The organism is Variovorax sp. V118 (genome assembly GCF_041154445.1).
Taxonomy (GTDB): domain Bacteria; phylum Pseudomonadota; class Gammaproteobacteria; order Burkholderiales; family Burkholderiaceae_C; genus Variovorax; species Variovorax boronicumulans.
The window spans coordinates 4833380-4850528 of sequence record NZ_AP028663.1 but is presented as its reverse complement, the minus strand read 5'-3'; the positions used below and the strand labels follow the sequence as shown (position 1 = coordinate 4850528).

The 17149-nt window shown below is 61.0% G+C and carries 15 protein-coding genes and 1 tRNA gene; 8 read left to right on the top strand and 8 right to left on the bottom strand.

The window, feature by feature from the left end:
- The first annotated feature begins 8 nt into the window (after positions 1-8).
- From ACAM52_RS22605 to ACAM52_RS22575, 7 genes are all read left to right on the top strand, one after another.
- On the top strand, positions 9-1445 hold the full coding sequence (locus ACAM52_RS22605) for a cytochrome bc complex cytochrome b subunit (RefSeq protein ID WP_062473679.1): 1437 nt from the start codon (positions 9-11) through the stop codon (positions 1443-1445).
- A 37-nt stretch (positions 1446-1482) separates the two neighbouring features.
- Positions 1483-2259, top strand: a complete 777-nt coding sequence (locus tag ACAM52_RS22600) for a cytochrome c1 (protein WP_062473681.1) — start codon at positions 1483-1485, stop codon at positions 2257-2259.
- A 95-nt stretch (positions 2260-2354) separates the two neighbouring features.
- A complete protein-coding gene (locus ACAM52_RS22595; protein WP_139701088.1) occupies positions 2355-2966 on the top strand; it encodes a glutathione S-transferase N-terminal domain-containing protein in 612 nt (203 codons plus the stop codon).
- A 41-nt stretch (positions 2967-3007) separates the two neighbouring features.
- Positions 3008-3586 (top strand): ClpXP protease specificity-enhancing factor, encoded by a 579-nt coding sequence (locus ACAM52_RS22590; protein ID WP_369631398.1) that lies wholly within the window; start codon positions 3008-3010, stop codon positions 3584-3586.
- A 59-nt stretch (positions 3587-3645) separates the two neighbouring features.
- Positions 3646-3721: transfer RNA gene (locus ACAM52_RS22585), tRNA-Thr, on the top strand.
- 174 nt (positions 3722-3895) lie between these two features.
- The gene (locus ACAM52_RS22580; RefSeq protein ID WP_369631399.1) at positions 3896-5164 is read left to right on the top strand and encodes a tyrosine-type recombinase/integrase; all 1269 of its coding nucleotides are present in this window, start codon (positions 3896-3898) and stop codon (positions 5162-5164) included.
- A 414-nt stretch (positions 5165-5578) separates the two neighbouring features.
- Complete coding sequence (locus tag ACAM52_RS22575) at positions 5579-7309, top strand: peptidoglycan D,D-transpeptidase FtsI family protein (RefSeq protein ID WP_369631400.1); 1731 nt, start codon at positions 5579-5581, stop codon at positions 7307-7309.
- A gap of 6 nt (positions 7310-7315) precedes the next feature.
- Here the strand turns inward: ACAM52_RS22575 and ACAM52_RS22570 are convergent, their stop codons facing one another.
- From ACAM52_RS22570 to ACAM52_RS22550, 5 genes are all read right to left on the bottom strand, one after another.
- Positions 7316-8467 carry an IS5 family transposase gene (locus ACAM52_RS22570; RefSeq protein ID WP_369631401.1) on the bottom strand — a complete coding sequence of 384 codons (1152 nt, stop codon included), beginning with the start codon at positions 8465-8467 and terminating at the stop codon, positions 7316-7318.
- 98 nt (positions 8468-8565) lie between these two features.
- A complete protein-coding gene (locus ACAM52_RS22565) occupies positions 8566-9327 on the bottom strand; it encodes an SGNH/GDSL hydrolase family protein (protein WP_369631402.1) in 762 nt (253 codons plus the stop codon).
- On the bottom strand, positions 9324-10997 hold the full coding sequence (locus ACAM52_RS22560; RefSeq protein ID WP_369631403.1) for an AMP-binding protein: 1674 nt from the start codon (positions 10995-10997) through the stop codon (positions 9324-9326). Before ACAM52_RS22560 ends, ACAM52_RS22565 begins: the two co-directional genes overlap by 4 nt.
- A gap of 36 nt (positions 10998-11033) precedes the next feature.
- Positions 11034-11474 carry a nuclear transport factor 2 family protein gene (locus ACAM52_RS22555; RefSeq protein ID WP_369631404.1) on the bottom strand — a complete coding sequence of 147 codons (441 nt, stop codon included), beginning with the start codon at positions 11472-11474 and terminating at the stop codon, positions 11034-11036.
- 53 nt (positions 11475-11527) lie between these two features.
- A complete protein-coding gene (locus tag ACAM52_RS22550) occupies positions 11528-13549 on the bottom strand; it encodes an FAD-dependent oxidoreductase (RefSeq protein ID WP_369631405.1) in 2022 nt (673 codons plus the stop codon).
- Positions 13550-13716: 167 nt separating this feature from the next.
- Between ACAM52_RS22550 and ACAM52_RS22545 the strand changes: the two genes are divergently transcribed.
- Positions 13717-14259, top strand: coding sequence for a PadR family transcriptional regulator (locus ACAM52_RS22545; protein ID WP_369631406.1), 543 nt, complete (start codon positions 13717-13719; stop codon positions 14257-14259).
- A gap of 56 nt (positions 14260-14315) precedes the next feature.
- On the opposite strand, the gene ACAM52_RS22540 is transcribed toward ACAM52_RS22545, so the two are convergent.
- From ACAM52_RS22540 to ACAM52_RS22530, 3 genes are all read right to left on the bottom strand, one after another.
- The gene (locus ACAM52_RS22540) at positions 14316-14780 is read right to left on the bottom strand and encodes an ABC transporter substrate-binding protein (protein WP_369631407.1); all 465 of its coding nucleotides are present in this window, start codon (positions 14778-14780) and stop codon (positions 14316-14318) included.
- Positions 14781-14830: 50 nt separating this feature from the next.
- Positions 14831-15982 (bottom strand): IS5 family transposase, encoded by a 1152-nt coding sequence (locus ACAM52_RS22535; RefSeq protein ID WP_369631401.1) that lies wholly within the window; start codon positions 15980-15982, stop codon positions 14831-14833.
- Positions 15983-16576: 594 nt separating this feature from the next.
- On the bottom strand, positions 16577-17077 hold the full coding sequence (locus tag ACAM52_RS22530) for a hypothetical protein (RefSeq protein WP_369631408.1): 501 nt from the start codon (positions 17075-17077) through the stop codon (positions 16577-16579).
- Positions 17078-17149 lie beyond the last annotated feature (72 nt).

Sequence of the window (17149 nt, the reverse complement as noted above, 5' to 3'; positions counted from 1 at the left end):
CCACGAACATGGCTGAATTTCACGAAGTTTCCCCCAACGCCCCCGCCGGCGAGAAGCTGCTCAACTGGGTCGACAACCGCTTCCCGCTGACCAAGCTCTGGAACGACCAGTGGGGCAAGTACTACGCGCCGAAGAATTTCAACTTCTGGTACATCTTCGGCTCGCTCGCGATGCTGGTCCTCGTGATCCAGATCGTGACCGGCATCTTCCTCGTCATGCACTACAAGCCCGACGCGAACCAGGCGTTCGCATCGGTCGAGTACATCATGCGCGACGTGCCCTGGGGCTGGCTCATCCGCTACATCCACTCGACGGGCGCCTCGGCGTTCTTCATCGTGGTGTACCTGCACATGTTCCGCGGCCTCATGTACGGCAGCTACCGCAAGCCGCGCGAGCTGATCTGGGTGTTCGGCTGCGCGATCTTCCTGTGCCTCATGGCCGAAGCCTTCATGGGCTACCTGCTGCCCTGGGGCCAGATGTCCTATTGGGGCGCCCAGGTGATCGTGAACCTGTTCGCCGCCATCCCGTTCATCGGCCCTGACCTGGCCCTGCTGATCCGCGGCGACTACGTCGTGAGCGACGCCACGCTGAACCGCTTCTTCAGCTTCCACGTCATCGCCGTGCCGCTGGTGCTGCTCGGCCTCGTGGTGGCCCACCTGATCGCGCTGCACGAAGTGGGTTCGAACAACCCCGACGGCATCGAGATCAAGGCCAAGCGCGGTCCCGACGGTCATCCGCTCGACGGCATCCCGTCGCACCCGTACTACACGGTGCACGACATCTTCGGCGTGGTGGTGTTCCTCACGATCTTCTCGGCAGTGATCTTCTTCGCGCCCGAAGCCGGTGGGTACTTCCTGGAGTACAACAACTTCATCCCGGCCGACTCGCTGAAGACGCCGAACCACATCGCTCCGGTCTGGTACTTCACGCCGTTCTATTCGATGCTGCGCGCCACCACCGACGACATGGTCAACGTGTTCGCGCTGATCATCGCGGCCGCTGCCGTCTGGAACTTCATCAAGGGCAAGTCGGGCATGGGCCTGAAGGTTGCCGCCGTGGTCGTGGCCGCCGTCGTGATCTTCCTGCTCAAGACCTTCGACGCCAAGTTCTGGGGCGTGGTCATCATGGGCGGCTCGGTCATCATCCTGTTCTTCCTGCCGTGGCTCGACCACAGCGAAGTCAAGTCGATCCGCTACCGTCCGAGCTGGCACAAGTATGTCTACGGCGTGTTCGTGTTCTTCTTCCTGATCCTGGGTTACCTGGGCATCCAGGCACCCGGCGTCTGGGGCAACCTGGTCATCGGCTCGTTCGCCTTGGACATCGCCCAGACCATCTCGCAGATCGGCACGCTCTTCTACTTCGGCTTCTTCCTGCTGATGCCGTGGTGGAGCCGCAAGGGCGAATTCAAGACCGTGCCCGAGCGCGTGGTCTTCGCCGCCCATTGATGCGCGCACAAGTGCAAGAGAGCTTGAGAGAAACACGATGAAGAAAAGAATTTCCGGCTGGCTCGCTGTCATGGGTCTGGCACTGGGCCTGACCTTCTCCGCGGCCGCATCCGCCGAATCGGGCGGTCTGGCGTGGGACAAGTCGCCCAACAAGACCACCGACGTGGCGGCCCTGCAGAACGGCGCCAAGCTGTTCGTCAACTACTGCCTGAACTGCCACTCGGCCGCCTTCATGCGTTACAACCGCCTGCAGGACATCGGCATCAGCGAGCAGCAGATCAAGGACAACCTTCTGTTCACGACCGACAAGGTCGGCGAGACCATGAAGGCCAACATCGACGCGCGCCAGGCCAAGGAATGGTTCGGCACCACGCCGCCCGACCTGACGCTGGTTGCACGTTCGCGCGCCGGCCACGGCGGCACGGGCCCCGACTACCTGTACACCTTCCTGCGCAGCTTCTACCGCGACGACACCAAGGCCACGGGCTGGAACAACCTGCTGTTCCCGAGCGTCGCCATGCCGAACCCGCTGTGGGAACTGCAAGGCGAGCGCCTGCCGGTGCACGCCAAGGTCGAGCAGCACGGTCATGCCACCGACGTGTTCACGGGCAAGTGGGAGCAAGTGACCCCCGGCACGCTGACCCCGGTGCAGTTCGACAGCGCAGTGGGCGACCTCGTCGGCTACCTGCAGTGGATGGCCGAGCCGGCACAGAACACCCGCGTGCGCATCGGCGTCTGGGTGCTGCTGTTCCTGGCCATGTCGGTGGTTTTCGTATGGCGACTGAACGCCTCGTACTGGAAAGACGTCAAGTAATTCCGTTCACGCCGACCGGGCGCCTCGTGCGTCCGGTCCCACAGAGTGGGTTGCCCAGGCGACCCACTCTTTTTGATTTTTAGGAGTCTCTCGCCATGATGGTCTTGTATTCAGGAACGACCTGCCCCTTCTCCCACCGCTGCCGCTTCGTGTTGTTCGAAAAGGGCATGGACTTCGAGATCCGCGACGTCGATCTCTACAACAAGCCCGAAGACATCAGCGTGATGAACCCGTACGGCCAGGTGCCGATCCTGGTCGAGCGCGACCTGATCCTGTACGAGTCGAACATCATCAATGAGTACATCGACGAGCGCTTTCCGCATCCGCAACTGATGCCTGGCGACCCGGTCGACCGCGCCCGCGTGCGCCTGTTCCTGCTCAACTTCGAGAAGGAACTGTTCGTGCACGTCGCCACGCTTGAAAATCGGAACACCAAAGGCAACGATAAGGCGCTCGAAAAGGCCCGTTCGCACATCCGTGACCGCCTCACGCAGCTCGCCCCCGTGTTCCTCAAGAACAAGTACATGCTGGGCGACAACTTCTCGATGCTCGACGTGGCCATCGCACCGCTGCTGTGGCGTCTCGACTACTACGGCATCGACCTGAGCAAGAATGCGGCGCCGCTGCTGAAGTACGCCGAACGCATCTTCTCGCGTCCGGCCTACATCGAAGCACTGACGCCTTCCGAAAAGGTCATGCGAAAGTAAGTAAGCTGCGTGCTTGCTTCCTTCGTTTTTCGCCGCCTTTCATGATCAACGCGCTCGAGTCCTCTTCCACCCGCCCGTACCTCATCCGGGCGCTGTACGAGTGGTGCACCGACAACGGGTTCACGCCCTATGTAGCGGTGCTGGTCGACGACACCGTCCAGGTGCCGCGCGAATACGTGAAGAACGGCGAGATCGTGCTGAACATCAGCTTCGACGCGACCAGCTCGCTGAAGCTGGGCAACGACTTCATCGAGTTCAAGGCCCGCTTCGCAGGCACGGCGCGCGAGATCAGCGTGCCGGTCGGCCGCGTGATCGCGATCTACGCCCGTGAGAACGGCCAGGGCATGGCGTTCCCGGCACCGGTGCCGGCGGCCACCACGTCCGACGATGGCGATGACGTCACCACGGCCGCTTCTTTGCCGAACAGCGTGCCGCGCATGCCGCTGCGCGATGCCTCGCGCGGCACCGAAGGCGACGCCAGCAAGGTGTTCCACCTGGTGACGGGCGAAGAGGGCGACGAGACGGTCGATGCCGGTTCGGCGCCTTCCGACCCGACCGACGAGCCACCGCGCCCGCCGGCCGGTGGCGGCACCCGGCCGTCGCTCAAGCGCATCAAGTGACGACGCTGTCGGCCCCAAAGCCGGCCGCTTAGAATCGTCGCCAGCACTGCTTTCTTTCAGCCGCTTTAGCTCAATTGGTAGAGCACCCGCCTTGTAAGCGGAAGGTCGTCAGTTCGATTCCGACAAGCGGCACCATCACTCTGTCCGGGGAGATCCAAGGACAGCCAAAACCCCTAGGTTTATCAAAGACTTAGGGGTTTTTTCTTGGCTCAGCTGTCCCGGCTTGTCCTTTGTGTTCCGTTGACTGCCGGTATTTTTGGCGGTACTTTTGACGGTATCTGTCATTGATCAACAACGAGATACCGTCAAATGCCTCTCACTGATGTCGAATGCCGCAACGTCAAAGCCGCGGAAAAACCTTTAAAGCTCGCCGATGGGAAAGGGCTCTACCTTTTGGTCAAGCAGGCGGGAAAGTACTGGCGCTGGGACTACCGGTATGCAGGCAAGCGACAGACTGCCGCACTGGGCGTTTATCCAGAAACAGATCTAAAGACTGCAAGGAAGAAACGTGATGACGGGCGCGCGTTGCTCGACACAGGCGCGAATCCGATGCAGGTCAAGGCGGAGCGGAAACTGGCCGCTAAGCAAAGTGCAGCGACCAGCTTCAAGGCAGTAGCACTGGAGTGGCATGCCGGCAAAGCCGAGCCGAAGCCGGGTCTGAAGGGAAAGCCAGACCGCCCTGCGAGTTGGGCGAAGGTGACCGCCGACAAGATCATGACGCATCTCGAGGCAGATGTGTTTCCGGTGATTGGTGCTAGGCCAGTGGCTGAAGTGTCTGCACGTGAAATGACGGCGATGTTGGAAAAGATCCAAGCGCGTGGAGCGACATACACGGCTAGTCGTCTGCGTGAAATTTGCTCGCAAGTGTTTCGTTTCGCGATCGCGACAGAACGAGCGTCGAACAACCCAGCTCATGCATTGGTGCGGACAATCGATGTTCCTGCCGTACGTCACCGACCGGCCATTACCGACCGTCGCGAGTTTGGCGTATTCCTGCGGGCCCTTGCGGGCTATGAAGACGCCGATGAACTGACGTTGCTCGCAATGCGGCTCGCGCTGCTGACCTTCTTGCGCTCTTCGGAGCTTCGCGGTGGCATGTGGTCGGAGGTTGACACTGACGCACGCGAGTGGCGCATCCCGCCGAGTCGGATGAAGATGGGCAAGGGGAGTCATCAGGCGCACGTCGTGCCTTTGTCCTCCGAGGCGCTTGCCGTCATCGAAGACCTGCGGGGGCTCACCGGCGGCGGCGCAGCCATGTTCCCGAGCGCTTACGGGGGCGAGGGGGGCATCATGTCCGAGAACACAATCGGGCGCACTTTGATCCGGATGGGGTATCAAGGTCGCCAAAGCCTGCATGGCTTTCGCGCGTCAGGACGTAGCCTCTTGTCAGAGCGGGGTTGGAGTGTGGCGGCACTTGAGCGCCAACTTGACCACGCCGAGCGCAACGCCGTTGTGGCGGCCTACGCTCGGAGTGAGCATCTTGAGGAGCGTCGCAAGATCATGGATGATTGGGGAGCGCTTGTAACGGCGCTCGAAGGAGGCAGTATTGTGATTCCATTTGCTCAGAAGGCGGGCTGACTGGCGTTGTTGCACAACTCTGATTGAGGCCGAGACGCCTCTCATGTTCTTCCGCTACTCCCGATTTCGCCGGGGTGCGCTTGACGGGCTGGCCGCGCGTTTGTCTTGCGTCTACTGCCAGAATTCTCCACTGAAAGGCAGAATGCGGCTCGCGGTTTGCTGACGTTCAAGCTGTCAGATGGTTTCAAGCGAAGGTTTCTCGCGTATCGATGGGTATTGCATCTCGAAGGTGCAGCTCGAAGGAGTTTGTACTCGCTCTCGATCAAGGTCCGTCTTCCGAAAGTGCGAGTGGAGCTGGCCGAGCCTGCTGAGTCGCACGACCTCACTGCCATCGGAAAAATGCCTCCGCGACTCCTGGTGATCAAGAGCGCTGTTTCCTAGTCTTGGCACTTGTTTGTTGCATAGGCATAAGTGATGGTCGACCCTAACTATCGAAAAAGTGTTCAGTTCGCCACAAGTCCTCTGCTGGCAAGCAGGACGCCAGTCTGGCGGAGCAAGTTCATCGTCGCTAGCATCGCCTTCGGCTTCGTCATGCTGGCGGGGCGGGCCGCGTACGTGCAGGTCTTCAACAACAGCTTCTTCCAGCGCCAGGGCGAAGTGCGCTTTGCGCGCACGCTGGAGCTGCCGGCCAACCGCGGTCGCATCCTCGATCGCAACGGGCTCATCCTCGCCTCCAGCGTGGTGGCGCCCAGCATCTGGGCCATTCCCGAAGACGTGGAGCGCGACGACCCCGAGGTGCGCGCCAAGCTCAAGCAGGTGGCCAAGCTGCTCGGCATGCCGCAGAAGGACTTCGACAAGAAGCTCGAAGACGAAGACAAGACCTTCGTCTGGATCAAGCGCCAGGTCGACGAGCCCATCGCCAAGCAGATCGCCGCGCTCAACCTCAAGGGCATCTACCAGCGCAAGGAATACAAGCGCCAGTACCCCGAGGGCGAGGCCGCGGCGCACGTGGTGGGCTTCACCAACGTGGAAGACAACGGCCAGGAAGGCATCGAGCTGGGGTTCAACAAGGAGCTGGCCGGCAAGGCCGGCTCGCGCCGCGTCATCAAGGACCGGCTGGGCCGTGTGGTCGAGGGCGTGGGCGAGCAGGTGCCGCCGGTCGAAGGCCGCGACATCCAGCTGAGCATCGACAGCAAGGTGCAGTTCTTCGCCTACCAGAAGCTGCGCGACGCCGTCACCGCGCGCCGTGCCAAGGCCGGCAGCGTGGTGGTGCTCGACAGCACCACCGGCGAAGTGCTGGCGCTGGCCAACTACCCGAGCTACGAGCCCGACAAGCGCCAGAACCTCACCGGCGAGCAGCTGCGCAACCGAGCAATCACCGACACCTTCGAGCCTGGTTCGACCATGAAGCCGATCACCGTCGCCATGGCATTGGAGGCCGGCCGGATCACGCCGAAAACCATCATCGATACGACCCCTGGCCGCTACCAGTTGGGTGGCTTCACGATCACCGACACCCATAACAATGGGGCCTTGACGGTAGAGGGCGTGATCCAGAAGTCGAGCAACGTGGGCGCTCTCAAGATCGCCCAGAAGATGACGCCCCACGAGATGTGGGACACCTACACCGCGCTGGGCTACGGCCAGAAGCCGCAGATCCAGTTCCCCGGCGCCGTGACGGGCCGGCTGCGTCCGTGGAAGACCTGGAAGCCGGTCGAGCAGGCCACCATGGCCTACGGCTACGGCCTGTCGGCCTCGCTGTTCCAGATGGCGCATTCGTACACCTCGTTCGCGCACGACGGCTCCATCATTCCGGTCACGATCCTGAAGAACACCGAGCCGCCGGTCGGCGTGCGGGTGTTCTCGCCGTCCAACGCGCTCGCCGTGCGCAAGATGCTGCAGATGGCCGCCGGCCCGGGCGGCACCGGCACGCGCGCGCAAACGGTGGGCTACTCGGTCGGCGGCAAGTCGGGCACGGCCCACAAGCAGGTCGGCAAGGGCTACGCCAGCAACAAGTACCGTGCCTGGTTCACCGGCATGGCGCCCATCGAGAAGCCGCGCATCATCGTCGCGGTGATGATCGACGAGCCGACCGACGGCCAGTATTTCGGCGGCCTCGCCGCGGCGCCGGTGTTCAGCGAAGTCGTGCAGCAGACGCTGCGCATGATGAACGTCCCACCTGATATGGCGGTTAAGAGGGTGTAGACGAAATCAACTGAAGTTGGCGAGTCTGCTGAGAAGGATACGCGCCTCGGCAAGCCAGACCCATGCGGTGGAGATAGAGGTATTGCGGTCGTGGTGCATGACCATGCGGCGCCAGCGTTCGTTCCAGGCGTGAGTGCGTTCAACCACCCATCGCTTGGGCAATACGACGAAGCCAGCCACCGGCTGCGGCCAGAGGGACTGTTGCGGATCGTGCAGCCTCCCGGTCGAGCGATTGCCTGGCCTGCGCACGACTTCGACACGGATGCCGTGGACGTGCTCGATGGCCTGCGCACATTTGCCACCGTAAGCACCGTCCGTGTAGAGCCGCTCGATGGTAGACGCCTTCGCGCAGGCCTGCCCTACCATCTGTGCGGCACCATCGCGGTCTTGCACGTTGGCCGCAGTCACCGTGACGGCCAACAACAATCCGAGTGTGTCCACCACCAAGTGGCGCTTGCGGCCCTTGACCTTCTTGCCCGCATCGAAGCCACTGTCACCGCCCTGCGGCGAGGAGCGTGTTGACTGGGCATCGATGATTGCCGCGGTCGGCTCCGCATTGCGCCCCATGCGCACACGCCACTGCTGGCGCAGCCGGTCTTGCATCCGCTCGAAGGCATCGGCCTGGACCCAACGCACGAAGGCCTTGTAAACCGCCTGCCATGGTGCAAAGCTCACGGGCAGCAGGCGCCAGGCGCAGCCTGTGCGCAGGACATAACAACAGGCATCCACAAGGTGCCGGCGCTCGTAGCGCGGCGGCGCGCCTCGCTCCCCCTGCGGGCGTTCGAAGAGATCGGCGATCAGTGCCCATTCAGCATCGGTCAGGTCGGTGCTGTAGTGCGGACCTGCTTCACGTCGATGGGCTCCGGTGTAGCCGTAGCGTTTCAGTGCCGACGCTTTAGGCGGCGGCCCTTCGAGGGCTTTGCGCTTTGGCATCAAGCGCACGATGCCTTGAGCGCGCAAGGCCCTGCGGATCGTTGCCGCGCACACGCGCACGGCACCTCGATGCTCAAGCTCCGACGCCAATTCGTCCAACGTCGCATGCGGCATCTGCGAGACGATGGTCAGTAGCAAAGCGACCTGCTCGGGAAGCAGTGCTGGTGGCCTCCCTCCACGGTCCACTGCCTTCGATTCATCGCCCAATTGCCTTTGCCTTGCCATCGCAAACTCCTGTTGGATGGCAACATGGCATGCAAGCTTCAGGCCAGTTGATTTCGTCTACACCCTCTAAATGGAAGAAGAATATTCAGATAGGCCAATCAAGCGATATGACAACCATCCGGGAGTGATCTAGATCGCAACGCGTTGGTCTCCAACCCCTGCTGAATTTCGCTTACAAGCACCCGAGCCCAATCCGCATAGGTCCGCGCGCTCGGATGGAACCCATCCATAGCGAGAGAGTCCATGCGCTCCTTCTGGTCCAGATGAAGCACGGTGCATTCAGGAATCGATCGCGCAAGATCCCTCAACGCGTAGTTGAAACGCATGGACCGTTTTCCCAGACACCATCGCAGAGGCTGGGGCAATGCTCTGATCCGATGCATTGAGGGCACAGGCGTCACGAGGACACGGCACGCCCCAAAGCGCCAAACGAGCATCTCAAGCAATTCGCGCTGCCGTTCGATCCATTGCTTCAGCCTCAAGCCCCGCGTGATGTCATTCACCCCGAGCGAAAGAATCACGACATCGAACGGCTTGGCCGGCTCATTCCTCAGCCGTTCGAGCAGGTCACTGGTGGTGAATCCGGACTGGGCGACAAGCGACCATGTCACGTGAAATTCAGCGGCCAACTCTCGCACCAGGCAGCCAGAAAGTGCACTTGCCTGGCTTGCAACTCCAACACCCGCAGCAGCCGAATCGCCTGCGATCAACAGCCTCAACCCGCGGCCCCGGCCGGAGACCCCCTGCCTCGGCCCTACCGGCTCGAGCAGGAGCGGAGTCACTTGCCGTACATAGCGCCCCTGAAATATCAGCAGTGGAGCCAGGGCCAAGAGGACCAGTCGCTGCCCCCAAGCGCTCATGCGTCCGCGCGCAATTGGACCCGCAGAATCTTGCCAACCGGTGACTTCGGTAGCTGAGCGCAAAACACAATCTGCTTGGGCACCTTGTAGGCGGTCAACTGGGTGCGACAGTAGCGCTCAATCTCATCGGCACTGAGCTCTATATCGCGCAGGACCACAAAGGCGCGCACGGCCTCGCCCGTGGCAGCGTCTGGCACCCCAATCACCGCAGCCTCGACGATGTCTGGATGGGCTGCCAGAACATCTTCCACTTCGTTGGGATAGACATTGAACCCCGAGACCAGAATCATGTCCTTCTTGCGATCCACGATACGGACGTATCCGTCCGGCTCAAACTGGGCGATGTCACCCGTATGGAGCCAGCCATCAACGATCGCGCTTGTACTTTCTTGCTCTGCATGCAGGTAGCCAGAAATGACCTGCGGTCCTTTCACCAGCAGTTCGCCGCGCTGGCCCGGCCCAAGATTGTTTCCTCCCGCATCGACGATGCGTACTTCGCAGCCAGGCATAGGCAAGCCCACGGTCCCCAGATGCGGCTCCTGGGTCGGTGGATTGCACGACACGATGCAGGTAGTCTCCGTCATGCCGTACCCCTCCAGAATGGGGCACACCGCAGCCTGCCAGGCGCGAGCAGTCGAAGGACGCAGCGCGGTCCCCCCAGAGAACGCGAATCTCAGCTTCGGAGGATGCTCCTTGAACCAAGGCTCATTGAGCAGCCCCGCATAGAGCGTGTCGACGCCAGACATCCAATCGATCTGGAATTCTTCGAAGGCGCTGCGAAGATTCGAGATCGGACGGGGATTGGGCACCAACAGGTTCCTTGCCCCAACGGAGAAGAACACCAGGAAGTTCACCATGAAGGCGAAGATGTGGTACAGCGGGAGCACCGTCAGAATAGTCTCGGCGCAGCGTGGCCCCTCGTAGGCATTGAGATAGTCCCGCGTCAACTGAACCGTCGCCAGGATGTTCTGGTGGGTGATGACCGCACCCTTGCTGCGGCCCGTGGTTCCGCCCGTGTACTGGTAGAGCGCAACGGGGTGATCGCGGCGAGTGAGCTTCTCCAGCACTGCGCCTTTCTGCAAGGCATCCACCATCCGGGTGGACGGTGTGACAGACGTCGGACTGCCCGCCGCCGTGAGCTTTTCGCGTATCGCTGCAGCGATGGGCTCGTCGAAAAAATCCCACAAGCTAGCAGTCATGAGCTGAATGCGGAGCGCCAGCGCGACCGGTTGCGCTACCTGCAAGAACATGTCGGATGCAAGCAGCACTTGCGCCCCAGAGTCTTCCATTTGCAGGCGCAGTTCGCGTTCCGTGTACATCGGATTGACGTTCGTCACAATCAATCCGGCCTTCCACGCACCGAAAACGGCGATGGGGTAGTGCAAGCAGGTCGGTAGCTGCACGGCAATAACTTGCCCCGGCTTCAGGCCCAGTTCGTGCACCAGATACGCGGCAAAGGCGTCAGACAGCGCGTCGATTTCCTTGAAGCTGCGCGCCGTGTTGGCGCCAGTTGGAAGCACGAAGCCGAACGCGGCACGCGTGTGATGTTGGTCTGCAGCAGCTGACGCCAGCGCGGCGGCATTGGCGGGCAAAGCCGCAAGGTCGACCCGGTAGTCACGCAGACTGGGGGGAAAGGAATCTTTCCAGAGATTCTGTAGCGGGGCAGTCATTTCTTGTCTCCACTTGATTGTTTGTGCTGCAGCTTCTCAGGCCTTGACCTTGAACGCCGGCAGTTTGTCGGCCAGGCGTTTGGCCATCTCCACTCCCAATGCTTGCAGGCCGCTCATCGGGCGCACCATCACCTCGAACTCCACGATCTGCCCCGATTCGTTGAAGCGGATGAAGTCAATTCCCTTGAGCTTCTTGTCGCCGATGTCCGCGCTGAACTCGAGCACAACGCTCTGGCCGTCATCGGTAGCGAGTTGTCGGTGATAGGTGAAGTTCTCGAACACCTGGATCACGGTGGACAGCGCCAGCGCGAGCGCCGGGGCCGGGGTGTAGGCGGTGTGCGCCATGGGCGAACGAAACACCGCGTCCGGGTGAACGATGGTGTGAAGTTCACCAAGATCATTCTTGGCGATCATCTCGTGCCAGAAATTGAGCGACTTGGCGACAGCAGGAAGTGTGTTTTCCGGGGGCTTTGACATGGGGCATCTCCTTAGTGGTAGTAGTAGAAAAATTGCGGTGGCGACCCCGCGCGTTAGAGTCGCGCCGCGAGGCTGGTACCTTGCAAGATGGCTCGCTTTGCATCGAGCTCGGCGGCCACGTCCGCGCCACCGATGAGATGTACAGAACAGCCTGCCGAAGACAGGCCGTCATACAACTCGCGAAGTGGCTCTTGGCCAGCGCAGAGCACGACGTTGTCCACGTCAAGCACTTGAGCTTCGCCGTCCACAGTCAGGTGCAACCCCGCATCGTCGATCCGGTCGTAGGAGGCCCCCGAACTCATCGCGACGCGGCGAGCCTTCAATGACGTACGATGAATCCAGCCAGTGGTCTTACCCAACTGGTCACCCACCTTGGTGGACTTGCGCTGTAGCAGATGTACTCGGCGCGCCGGCGCTTCGACCTGCGCGCGGCCCAGGCCACCGGCCAGTGCATAGGCCGTGTCGACGCCCCACTCCTCGTAGAACTTCGCAGGGGCAACGGCACCGCTTTCACCAACGTGCGTCAGGTACTCGCTCACGTCAAAGCCGATACCGCCGGCGCCGATCACCGCCACGCGCTCGCCCACGGGCTTGTCGTCGCGCAGCACGTCCAGATAGTTCAAGACCTTGGGGTGCTCCACACCGTCGATTGCGGGAATGCGCGGCTGGATGCCCGTGGCGAGGATCACCTCATCAAAGCCAGCGCCGGCGAGCTCATCGGCACTGACGCGCGTATTGAGCTTCACGGTCACGTTCTGCAGTTCGAGCTGGCGCTGGAAGTACCGCAGCGTTTCGTAGAACTCTTCTTTGCCAGGCACCTTCTTGGCAATGTTGAGCTGGCCGCCGATCTCGATGCCCGCGTCAAATAGGGTCACGTCATGGCCACGCTGAGCCGCCGTGATCGAAAAGGCGAGGCCGGCGGGGCCGGCACCGACCACGGCAATACGCTTGCGCGCCTGCGTGGGCTCGATGACAAGTTCGGTTTCGTGGCAGGCGCGTGGATTGACCAGGCAGCTCGTAATCTTGCCGCCGAAGGTGTGATCCAGGCAGGCTTGGTTGCAACCGATGCAGGTGTTGATCTCATCAGCGCGGCCCTGGCGAGCCTTGCGCACGAAATCCGCGTCGGCCAACAGCGGGCGGGCCATGGACACCATATCCGCGTAGCCCTCAGCCAGCAGCCGCTCGGCCACCTCGGGTGTATTGATGCGATTGGAGGTGACGAGCGGAATGCCCACCTTTCCCATGACCCGTTTCGTGACCCAGGCGTAGGCTGCGCGCGGCACCTTGGTCGCAATGGTCGGAATACGTGCCTCGTGCCAGCCGATACCGGTATTGAGGATCGTCGCTCCCGCAGCCTCAATCGCCTGCGCGAGCTCGATCACCTCTTCCAGGGTGGAGCCGCCCTCGACCAGATCGAGCATGGACAGGCGGTAGACAATGATGAAGTTCCGGCCCACTCGCTCGCGCGTGCGTCGCACGATCTCGACCGGGAATCGCATGCGGTTGGCGTAGCTCCCCCCCCAATCGTCGTCACGACGGTTCGTACGAGCCGCAATGAACTCGTTGATCAGGTAGCCCTCGGAACCCATGATCTCCACGCCGTCGTATCCGGCGTATTGAGCCAGCGCGGCACAGCGCACGAAGTCGTCGATGGTCTGTTCGACCTCATCGGCCGTCAGAGCGTGCGGCACGAAGGGATTGATAGGAGCCTGCAGGGGGCTAGGCGCAACCAGCTCGGGTTGGTAGGCATATCGCCCGAAATGCAGGATCTGCATCGCGATCTTGCCGCCCTCGGCATGTACCGCCTTCGTGACGATGCGGTGATGCTCCGCCTCATCCTCATTCGTCAGCATGGCACCGCCTTTCATGGGGCGAGCACGCTCGTTGGGAGCGATACCACCAGTGACGATCAAGCCGACCTCACCTCGAGCCCGCTCCGCATAGAAAGCGGCCATGCGCTCAAAGCCGTTTGGGACCTCCTCCAGCCCGACGTGCATGGACCCCATGAGAACTCGGTTACGCAGCGTGGTAAAGCCTAGATCAAGGGGCTTATTCAGGTGAGGGAAGTGAGTCATGAACGTCTCTTTTCATCGTATTTGTGCAACTGGTTGCATAAATATAGATCATCCAACCAGTTTGTGCAACTGGTTGCATAAACAGCATGCGCGCTGTGTGGATAGCTGGCGAAAAGACGATTAAGGCAAGATGCAGCCTTTTTCCAGCTGCTGCGGCCCACTGCGCGATGTCGTTACCCCATGCTCTTTTGACCGCCTTGATCGAACACCCGTGCTCGGGCTCAGAACTCGCGGAACGGTTCGATCGCTCCATCGGCTATTTCTGGCACGCCACACACCAACAGATCTACCGGGAACTCGCCCGCCTAGAGGAGGCAGGCTGGGTCGAAGCTCTTGCAGCCGAATCTGGTCGCGGGCGCAAACGTCAGTACCAAATCCTTCCGGCGGGCCGAAAGGAACTCAAACGCTGGGTCGTTGAGCAAGAGGAACCGAAACCCCTGCGCGACGAACTGATGGTTCGCCTGCGTGCCGAAGCAGCAATCGGCCCCTGCGGGCTAGAGAGCGAAATCGCAAGGCGATTGGCCCTACACCGCGACAAGCTTGATCTGTACAAGCGGATTGAGCAGCAGGACTTCCTTGATAGGAGTCTCAGTCGCGAGCGACACCTGCAGCACCTCGTCCTGAAGGCAGGCATCATGCAAGAGGAACTTTGGCTGCAGATCTCTCAGGAAGCCCTGGAGATCCTAGGCAAGCCTGTCAAGTCGACATAGTTCCTGCAGCCCACATTTCCACGTAGCCGCGACTGAGATCGTTTTGACCAACGCGCTCAGGAAGGCCTTTTCATCTTACAGATAGTCGGCGTGCTAGCCTGATAAGCCTCGATCCGCTTGACCGGTGCGAACGTGTAGCCGGTGTTCTCGACGCTATACGCGTTCTTCTTGTCGGCCTTCTGCCATCGCGTAATGAAAATTGCCTGTTGCAACTGGTGGTCTGACTTTCGCATCGTGATCTCGCCCGAGTAACTCTTGATGCTTAGCCCCTCGAGTGCGGCGGCCACAGCTACGGGGTTGGTCGACTGCGCGTTCGCCATAGCCTGGCCGAGCAACTTCAATCCGTCGTAGGTTGTGAAGTAGTAATAGTCGTCATTGAACTTCTTCTTGAAGCCGTTCACCGTATCGCCGATGTCTCCGGTCATGTTCGGATGCCCAGTGGTAACAGCAAAGACATCGCTGTTGTCACTGCTGGCCAATGCCGTGGGCGTCCCACTCACCATCGCATCATTGGTGTACATGGCAGTTTTGGCACCCGCTTCGCTTAGCGCCTTAGAGGGTGTAGACGAAATCAACTGAAGTTGGCGAGTCTGCTGAGAAGGATACGCGCCTCGGCAAGCCAGACCCATGCGGTGGAGATAGAGGTATTGCGGTCGTGGTGCATGACCATGCGGCGCCAGCGTTCGTTCCAGGCGTGAGTGCGTTCAACCACCCATCGCTTGGGCAATACGACGAAGCCAGCCACCGGCTGCGGCCAGAGGGACTGTTGCGGATCGTGCAGCCTCCCGGTCGAGCGATTGCCTGGCCTGCGCACGACTTCGACACGGATGCCGTGGACGTGCTCGATGGCCTGCGCACATTTGCCACCGTAAGCACCGTCCGTGTAGAGCCGCTCGATGGTAGACGCCTTCGCGCAGGCCTGCCCTACCATCTGTGCGGCACCATCGCGGTCTTGCACGTTGGCCGCAGTCACCGTGACGGCCAACAACAATCCGAGTGTGTCCACCACCAAGTGGCGCTTGCGGCCCTTGACCTTCTTGCCCGCATCGAAGCCACTGTCACCGCCCTGCGGCGAGGAGCGTGTTGACTGGGCATCGATGATTGCCGCGGTCGGCTCCGCATTGCGCCCCATGCGCACACGCCACTGCTGGCGCAGCCGGTCTTGCATCCGCTCGAAGGCATCGGCCTGGACCCAACGCACGAAGGCCTTGTAAACCGCCTGCCATGGTGCAAAGCTCACGGGCAGCAGGCGCCAGGCGCAGCCTGTGCGCAGGACATAACAACAGGCATCCACAAGGTGCCGGCGCTCGTAGCGCGGCGGCGCGCCTCGCTCCCCCTGCGGGCGTTCGAAGAGATCGGCGATCAGTGCCCATTCAGCATCGGTCAGGTCGGTGCTGTAGTGCGGACCTGCTTCACGTCGATGGGCTCCGGTGTAGCCGTAGCGTTTCAGTGCCGACGCTTTAGGCGGCGGCCCTTCGAGGGCTTTGCGCTTTGGCATCAAGCGCACGATGCCTTGAGCGCGCAAGGCCCTGCGGATCGTTGCCGCGCACACGCGCACGGCACCTCGATGCTCAAGCTCCGACGCCAATTCGTCCAACGTCGCATGCGGCATCTGCGAGACGATGGTCAGTAGCAAAGCGACCTGCTCGGGAAGCAGTGCTGGTGGCCTCCCTCCACGGTCCACTGCCTTCGATTCATCGCCCAATTGCCTTTGCCTTGCCATCGCAAACTCCTGTTGGATGGCAACATGGCATGCAAGCTTCAGGCCAGTTGATTTCGTCTACACCCTCTAAGCCGCTTGTGATGACACAGGGCGCACCCGAGAGCCTTTGATTGCTGCTCTTTGGGATGGCGGCGAAGAATTCGTTCCTTCTGGTCGAGCTCTCGCCACCAAGGCAGAGCGCGCTAGCGTGAGTCGGCAGGAGGCGCTGGTGATGGCGTGTAGCCGAACAGCGCGCCCCATCGGCACGATCATTTTCGCCCGAGCGGCGAATATGTCGCCCACAGCGCTGAGCATTGGCAAGAGCTCGGAGTACCGTATATCGATGACATTGGCTGTCAATGTCGGCCTGATCAGCGCCACGCGGTTGTCCTTAGTGTTGGGGCCGACTGTCTACGAATTCGTGAAGGACGCAAAGCTGTGCTTCACCGCCCATCGTCATAGCGGTGCGCCGGTAGGCGCACGGTGGTTTCCTCGCTGAGCATTACGGTAGACGGCATCCACGTATCAGGATGAAAGTTCAACATCTCGTCGATTCACTCGAGAGCCCGAGCGGGGCGCGATGCCCAAAGGCCATGTCTCTGTGCATTCATGCGATCAATCTATGCGAGATCGCGTCAAGACCACATGAAAACCCGGTCCGACGTCAGCATTCATCTGGAGGATAGGTTTAGGGCTGGACGGAACTGTAAATCGTGTTACCGCTGTTCGCTGCGCCGATGGAGAAATTGCAGAGCACTTTTCCAAGTGGCCGTTTTCCGGAAGATGTTGCTCATCAAAGTCCAGTATCTGTACGTCGACCTGGATTGCGCCGTTGTTCCGGGCCGCATTCAGGCGAACGCCCAGTTCGCGATCAACCACCTTCATGCTTCGGGGCTGGTCTGCATTGCAGGCTACTTCAACCTGACCGACTGTGAGGATTCTTGCCGAGGCTGCGCTCGAATTTTCGAGCGCAAGTAGGACTGGTCCTGAAAGGATTTTTCCGCCTTTGTGAACAGTGACTTCAATCAAGTCAATTGAGGTGGGTTGGGCTAGAGATGCCAGGCTAACGAGACTGAATGTCAAGAAGGAGGCTGCTTTGAAGGTGAGTGTTTTCATTGCTCAAGTTGTTGGTGAGGTGACATCGAGATCATGCCGAGTTTGCACTTCTTTGGCCGCGTCCCATTCCGT